The sequence below is a fragment of the Candidatus Margulisiibacteriota bacterium genome, assembly GCA_031268855.1.
Lineage (GTDB): Bacteria > Margulisbacteria > Termititenacia > Termititenacales > Termititenacaceae > Termititenax.
This window is the reverse complement of sequence record JAIRWS010000025.1, coordinates 1-7076: the sequence shown is the minus strand read 5'-3', so window position 1 is coordinate 7076 and position 7076 is coordinate 1. Positions and strand designations below refer to the sequence as shown.

At 52.2% G+C, this 7076-nt stretch carries 10 protein-coding genes; 9 read left to right on the top strand and 1 reads right to left on the bottom strand.

The window, feature by feature from the left end:
- Positions 1-127: 127 nt before the first annotated feature.
- On the bottom strand, positions 128-274 hold the full coding sequence (locus tag LBJ25_01660; GenBank protein MDR1452670.1) for a hypothetical protein: 147 nt from the start codon (positions 272-274) through the stop codon (positions 128-130).
- A 171-nt stretch (positions 275-445) separates the two neighbouring features.
- On the opposite strand from LBJ25_01660, the gene LBJ25_01655 reads away from it, so the two are divergent.
- From LBJ25_01655 to LBJ25_01615, 9 genes are all read left to right on the top strand, one after another.
- Positions 446-646: a hypothetical protein gene (locus LBJ25_01655; GenBank protein ID MDR1452669.1), complete on the top strand. Its 201-nt coding sequence runs from the start codon at positions 446-448 to the stop codon at positions 644-646.
- 40 nt (positions 647-686) lie between these two features.
- Positions 687-1427: a F0F1 ATP synthase subunit A gene (gene atpB, locus LBJ25_01650; protein ID MDR1452668.1), complete on the top strand. Its 741-nt coding sequence runs from the start codon at positions 687-689 to the stop codon at positions 1425-1427.
- Between the two features lie 97 nt (positions 1428-1524).
- The gene (gene atpE / locus LBJ25_01645; protein MDR1452667.1) at positions 1525-1752 is read left to right on the top strand and encodes an ATP synthase F0 subunit C; all 228 of its coding nucleotides are present in this window, start codon (positions 1525-1527) and stop codon (positions 1750-1752) included.
- A 10-nt stretch (positions 1753-1762) separates the two neighbouring features.
- A complete protein-coding gene (locus tag LBJ25_01640) occupies positions 1763-2257 on the top strand; it encodes an ATP synthase F0 subunit B (GenBank protein MDR1452666.1) in 495 nt (164 codons plus the stop codon).
- 1 nt (position 2258) lies between these two features.
- Positions 2259-2783: an ATP synthase F1 subunit delta gene (gene atpH / locus LBJ25_01635; protein MDR1452665.1), complete on the top strand. Its 525-nt coding sequence runs from the start codon at positions 2259-2261 to the stop codon at positions 2781-2783.
- Positions 2784-2792: 9 nt separating this feature from the next.
- Positions 2793-4319 (top strand): F0F1 ATP synthase subunit alpha, encoded by a 1527-nt coding sequence (atpA, locus tag LBJ25_01630; protein ID MDR1452664.1) that lies wholly within the window; start codon positions 2793-2795, stop codon positions 4317-4319.
- Positions 4297-5172 (top strand): F0F1 ATP synthase subunit gamma, encoded by an 876-nt coding sequence (locus tag LBJ25_01625; protein ID MDR1452663.1) that lies wholly within the window; start codon positions 4297-4299, stop codon positions 5170-5172. The genes atpA and LBJ25_01625 overlap by 23 nt, the downstream gene beginning before the upstream one ends.
- A gap of 12 nt (positions 5173-5184) precedes the next feature.
- Positions 5185-6600 carry a F0F1 ATP synthase subunit beta gene (gene atpD / locus LBJ25_01620; GenBank protein ID MDR1452662.1) on the top strand — a complete coding sequence of 472 codons (1416 nt, stop codon included), beginning with the start codon at positions 5185-5187 and terminating at the stop codon, positions 6598-6600.
- A gap of 12 nt (positions 6601-6612) precedes the next feature.
- Positions 6613-6873: a hypothetical protein gene (locus LBJ25_01615; protein ID MDR1452661.1), complete on the top strand. Its 261-nt coding sequence runs from the start codon at positions 6613-6615 to the stop codon at positions 6871-6873.
- Positions 6874-7076 lie beyond the last annotated feature (203 nt).

Genomic DNA, 7076 nt, shown 5'->3' with positions numbered 1-7076 from the left:
CCCCACCCCACACAACCCAACCCCCACCCCCCCCCCCCGCCCGGGGGGGGGGCGCCCCCCCCCCCCCCAACTATTAGTCAATATTAAATCAAAAAATCTTTTCATTGCAAACTCCATTTTTTGTTTTTCACAAATAACGCTCACCGAGCGGAGTATCCTGCGGATACGCTGGCGAAATGACCGTCTTGCGGTGGCTTCGACGGCTCGACGGCTTCGACAAGCTCAGCCACCAGCGCACGCAGGTAAAGATATTCACCGCAGCATACCTGTCCATTTAATATTTGCCGCGCACATATAAGTAAATATACTTACCCTCTAAAACTCACAAGAAAGTAATTACCCACTTATCGGCAAAATATACCTTTAAAATGCATCGAATTTTGTCGTTTAAAAATTTTCAAGTGGATTTTGCATTTTTTACCTTTCGGAGTTAGTATCACTCCCGATGCGTCGATCGGAAAGACAGTTCCTGAACTGGGTTTTTGAATCCGCTGTCGTGATCATTCTGGCGGCGTTGGCCGGCCAGTGGCTCGACGCGCGCCTGGCCACCGGCGCGAATTGTTTATCTTTACTGCTGCTTTTGGCTTTTGGTCTGGAAGGCTACGGCCTTTACAAGATCGTCAAGGGCGCGGAAAAAGATAAATGAAAAAATAAATTCAGGGCAAACGAATTTTAACGGAGATAATATGCACGAGTCAGCCAAAGTTTTTCTGGCGCTACATTTAGGCCGCTGGGATTTTTCCGTGGACACCACGGTGCTTTTGAATTTTGCCGCCGCTTTTTTATTGATCGGCTTGCTTTGGCTGGTCACCCGTCGCCTGTCTTTGTCCCCGAAAAGTTTCAGCCAAAATCTGCTGGAAACCGCGGTTGAGTTTATCGAAAAACAAATTCTCCAGCCGGCTGGCCTGGATAAAACCTGGCTGCCGCTGTGCCTCTCGGCGTTTCTCTATATCTTATGCACCGGTCTGCCGCTGGGCGTGCTTGGCCTGCTGGGGCCGCGGGCGGGACTGGGCAGCGCCGTCAGCAATATCAACGGCACGGCTGCGCTGGCGGTTTTATTTTTCGTTATCGGTTTGCTGGCGCGCTTTAAAAGACACGGCTTATGGGGGTTTTGCCAGAGCCTCGCGCCGCAGGGCGTCAAAGGGCCGGCGCTGATTTTGCTTTTGCCGATCGAGATCATCAGCCAGATTTTCAAGCCTTTTTCGCTGGCCATCCGGCTTTTCGCCAATATGTCCGGCGGGCATTTGCTGCTGATCAGCATTTTGAGTTTTACTTCTATATTTAATAATATTGCCGTGTGGCTGGCTTCTTATGGCGGCGCGATCGTGATAATATTTTTTGAATTTTTCATCTGCGCCATACAAGCTTATGTGTTCACCTTTTTGGGCGCTTCGATGATCGGCGAAGCTGTCAGCGAAGCGACATAGGCAAGCGCTTCGATGATCGGCGAAGCGGCGTAAAAAATTGTTAATTAGCAAATTGTTAAAGTGCGGAATGTAAAAAATTTAAGAAAGGAGAAAGCAAATGGATAATATTATAGGAGCGTATCTGGGCGCGGCGATCTGTATGGGACTGGCGGCGCTGGGCGGCGCCTTCGGCATCGGCCTGATGATGAGCAAGCTGTTCGACAGCGTGGCGCGTCAGCCGGAAATTTTAGATAAAGTGCGGCCGCTGGTTTTTATCGGCATTGCTTTTATCGAAGCCATAGCTTTGTACGGTCTGGTCATCAGCATTTTGCTGGCCACGAAATAAGGAGCGCGTTTTGTTTAAACTGGAGATCAATATTATTTTTTGGACGCTGGTTTCTTTCGGCCTGGTCTGCTGGGTGATCAGCGTCAAGATCTATCCGGTCCTGGCCAAAATGATGCAGGAGCGCGCGGATAAAGTTGCCGGCGAGCTGGCTGGCGCGGAAAAACAAAACCGCGAGGCTGAAGCTCTGCGCCGGGATTTAGAGGAACGGCAAAGAACCCTCGATCTGACGGAGCGCCGCATTCTTTCCGCGGCGCGCGAAAAAGCCAAAGCGCAGGCAGACGCGCAGCTAGAGGCGCTGCAGGAAGAATTCCGCGCGTTGCGTAAAACCAAAGAAGAGGATTTGCGGCGGACGGAGGATGATTTTTACCGCAATTTTGAGGAGCGCGTTGGTCAGATGCTTTGCGCCGCCTGTGAAAAAATCCTGCGGGTTGATTTGACGCCGGAGATGCAGCAACGGATTTTGCGGGAGCGTTTAGAGGAATTAAAAAAACTGAAAGAGTTTTAAAATGCTGAATTACCGTTACAATCTAAAAGAACTGTTGAATATGCTGGAGAACGCCGGTGAACTGGATCTTTTTGTCACCGATATTTTTCGTTTTAATCTGCTTTGTGAGGAGACTTACGGCGTCAAGGAAATTTTATTTGACGAGCATGTCGCGCCGGAAAGCAAAGAGCAGTATTTTCAAAAAGTTTTCGCGGATTTGCTGGGCGGGAATTTTAAAAAATTTATTTTGCAGTTAATTGCGAACAACGATCTGCATTTTTACGAAATGATCAGCGGCAAATTTGTTGAGCTGCTCAGCAAAACAAAGAACGCGCTTTTTGTGGAAGCATTGTCGGCGGTAGATTTGACACCGGAACAGCTGGACGCGCTCCGCCGGGAGCTGGAGCGGCTGGAAAATAAAAAAGTATATTTGCATAACAGCGTGTCTAAAAATGTGCTGGGCGGTTTTGTTCTCAAGTGCGGCGAAAAAATGCTGGATTTAAGTGTGCAGGCCGGCCTCGAGCAGCTGCAGGCGGCTTTAATTTAAGGAGCGAAGATGCCTTTGACAGAAACCTTGTTGCGGAACATTCAGGAAAAGATCGACAGTTTGAGGACGATCTCCGGCGCGGACGAAGTCGGCGCGGTGCTAGAATCCGCCGATGGTATTGCGCGCATTCGGGGCTTGAGCTCGGCGGTCAACGGCGAGCTGCTGGAGTTTCCGGGCAAAATTTACGGCACGATTTTCAATCTGGAAAAAGAAGAAATTATCTGCGCGATTTTGGAAAATCACACCAAGGTCAAAGAAGGCGCCTGGGTCAAACGCACCGGCCATGTGGTTGGCATCCGGGTCGGCCAAAATATGCTGGGGCGCGTGATCAATCCGATGGGCGATCCGCTCGACGGTCTGGGGCTGATCAAAACGGAGACAGCCTATCCGCTGGAAAGTCCGGCGCCCGGCGTGATCGACCGCGAGCCGGTGCGCGTGCCTTTGCAGACCGGCTACAAGGTGATCGACGCGCTGGTGCCGATCGGCCGCGGGCAGCGCGAGCTGATCATCGGTGACCGGCAGACCGGCAAGACCACGCTGGCTGTTGATACGATCATCAACCAAAGGGATACCGGCGTTATTTCTATATATGTGGCGGTCGGACAAAAAGAATCCACAGTGGTCAAACTCCGACATCAGCTGGAACAGCACGACGCGCTGAAAAATACGATCATCATTGACGCGCCGGCCAGCGCGCCGGCGATCACGCAGTATCTGGCGCCTTTTGTCGGCTGCGCGATCGCGGAATATTTTATGTATGAGCTGCAAAAAGACACGCTGGTGATCTATGACGATTTGAGCAAGCATGCGGCCGCTTACCGGCAGATCTCTCTGTTGATGCGCCGGCCACCCGGCCGCGAGGCTTACCCGGGCGATATTTTTTATCTGCACTCCCGTCTGCTGGAGCGCGCGGCCAAACTTTCGCCGGCCAAAGGCGGCGGTTCCATGACCGCTCTGCCGATCATCGAGACGCAGGGTAATGATATTTCCGCCTATGTGCCGACCAATGTGATCTCGATCACCGATGGCCAGATTTTTCTGGAGGCCGATCTTTTCAACAGCGGCGTGCGGCCGGCCGTGAACGCCGGCATTTCCGTTTCACGCGTCGGCGGCAGCGCCCAGATCAAAGCCATGCGGCGCATTTCCGGTACGCTGCGCATCGACCTCGCGCAGTACCGCGAAAAAGAAGCGTTCTCCATGTTCTCCTCGGAGCTGGACAAAGAAACTCTGCGCCAGCTAAAAAAAGGCGCGCTGATGGTCGAGCTGCTCAAACAGGATAAGAACAAACCGCTGGCTGTGGAAGATCAGGTGATCATCATTTACGCCGGTGTTAAGGATTTGCTGCTGGATATTCCACTGGAAAAACTGGCGGAATTTGAGACGGCGCTGCTGGATTATCTGCACCAGAATTACACGGACATCGTGGAAACTCTCCGCACGCAGAAAGAATTTACGCGCGAACTTGGCCTGCTGGTGCAAAACGCGGTCAATAATTTTAAAAAGGAATTTTTAAATGTCCCAGCTGACAGTCATTAAAGAACGGCTTAAAACGATCACCAATCTGCATCAGGTGACTAAAGCCATGGAAATGGTCACGCAGACGAAGATCAATAAGATCCGCCAAAATTTTAATAACGCCAAAAATTATCAGGTGTTATCCGCGCGGATTTTCGCGCAGATCGCCGCGCAAATTAAAAACCAGACGGCTATTCCCGCGCCGCCGGAAAAATATTGTCTGGCTTTTTTCGCGCACAAAGGTTTTTGCGGCGGTTTCAATGACAAACTGTTAATGAAATTGCAGACCGTGCTGGACAATGAAAAGAAAGAAAACTGCCGCGGCGTGGCGCTCTGGCTGCTGGGACGTGCCAGCGTTAAATGGGAGCATTATATTAAACATCCGTATACAGCTCTGGCCGCGGCGGAAAAAAATTATCAGGTGGAGACCGCGCCGGCCGTGACGGAGATCACCGGCAAAATTCTGGCCGGTCAAAATATTGAGGTTTATTTTGCTTACAATGAACTGCTGTCGGTGCTGGAGCAAAATCCCGTGATCAAAAAAGTTTATCCGTTTGCTGCTGCGGCCCCGGACACTTCGACTACGCTCAGTGTCCGGAACGAAACCATTTTGGAGCCGGCTGGCGAAATTATTTATCCCGAAATTTTGCGCGCTTATCTCAAGGCCTGTCTGGACAAAGTTTACTGGGAATCCGCGGCGGGCGAGTATTACGCGCGGCTGGTGAGCATGCAGAGCGCCAATAAGAACGCGCGCTTGATTTTGCGGAAGCTCACTTTGCAATATAATAAGACCCGCCAGATGCGCATCACACAGGAATTGGCGGAAGTGGTCAGCGCTTTCGATGTTTTGCGGGCGCTGGAAAATAAAGTTTAAAGGAGTTGGACGATGGCAGCTGGTAACAAAGGTTCGGTAATTCAAATTGTGGGGCCGATCATCGATATTCGTTTTGCTGCGGATGAGCTGCCGGAGATACGTAATGCGGTCGAGATCGTGCATGAATACAACGGCCGCAAACTGCGCGTGCTGGCGGAAGTGTCGATGCAGACAGAGGGCAGCATAGTGCGCTGCGTGTCCATGCAGCCCACCGACGGCCTGCCACGCGGCGCGGAAGCTGTCGATACCGGCCACCCTATCGAGGTGCCGATCGGCAAAGAAACTCTCGGGCGGCTTTTTAACGCGCTGGGCGAGACTATCGACAATCTGCCGACGCTGCCGGACAAAGTGGAGCGCCAGCACATCCGCGGCAATCCGCCGCTTTTTCAGGATATTGACCCACGGGACAGCGTGCACGAGACCGGCATCAAGGTTATTGACTTGATCTCGCCGTATGTCAAAGGCGGCAAGACCGGACTTTTTGGCGGCGCGGGCGTGGGCAAGACGGTGATCATCATGGAGCTGATCCACAATATGGCCAAGCATCACGGCGGCATTTCGGTTTTTGCCGGTGTGGGTGAACGCACCAGAGAAGGCAATGATCTCTGGCTGGAGATGCAGGAATCCGGCGTGCTGGACAAGACCGCGCTGGTTTTTGGGCAGATGGGCGAAGTGCCGGGCGCGCGCATGATCACACCGTTGACCGCCCTGACCCAGGCCGAATATTTCCGCGACCGCGAGCATCAGGACGTGCTGTTTTTTATGGATAATGTTTTTCGTTTTGTGCAGGCCGGCTCAGAAGTTTCAACTCTGCTGGGACGCATGCCCTCGGCGGTCGGTTATCAGCCGACGCTCGGCGCGGAAATGGGGCGTCTGGAAGAACGCATCACCTCGACGCGCAATGGCTACATTACTTCTATTCAAGCGGTGTTCGTGCCGGCGGACGATATTACCGATCCAGCGGCGGCGATCACGTTCAGCCATTTGGACGCTTCGACGGTTTTGTCCCGCGACATCGCCGCGCTGGGCATTTATCCGGCGGTCGATCCTCTGCAGTCCAGCTCGCGCATTTTGGACGCGGCGATCGTTGGCCGAGAACATTACGAGACCGCGCGCGAGGTCAAGCGCGTTTTACAAAGATACAACGAGTTGAAAGACATTGTGGCGATACTTGGCGTGGCCGAGCTGCCCAAAGACGACGAATTAACAGTCAACCGCGCGCGCAAAATCCAGCGTTTTTTCTCCCAGCCGTTCACGGTGGCGGAGCGTTTTACCGGTCTGCCCGGGCGTTATGTGCCGCTGCCGGACACGATCAAAGGATTTCAGGCGATCATCAATGGTGACGCCGATGCTCTGCCGGAGCAGGCTTTTTACAATATCGGCACGATCGAAGAAGCTTACGAGAAAGCTGAAAAAATGCAGCAGTAAACAGGAGATTTTATGAAATGCACTTTGGTGTCGGCGACGGAAAAACAGGAAGAAACGGAGATCCGCGGAATTTTTGTGCAGGCGGTCAATGGCGAGCTGGGCGTTTTGACCGGCCATCAACCGCTGATCGCTAAATTGCGGGATAATTCCAGCGTGCGTTTGGAGACAACCGCGCCGGCGCCGAAAATTTACACAGTTGGCGCTGATTCTTTTTTACAGTTTGCTGGCGACGAAGCGGTGATCTTGACGCAGGATTTTGCTTTAAAAGTTTAGATTGTGCCGTGGAACAAAATGTTTCACGGTGGAAACACACCATATGTAGCGTATATACAGAGCTTCGGTCATTTCGCTGGCGGACAAAGCGCCAAGAACGATTTTTTTATTCAATTACGTTTAATATAAGTTTCTTTTTGATACTTGCTCAGTTCCGGTGAGCTGGAAGTTATCTCTAGAAAATAAGCTCCGGCGGGCAGTTC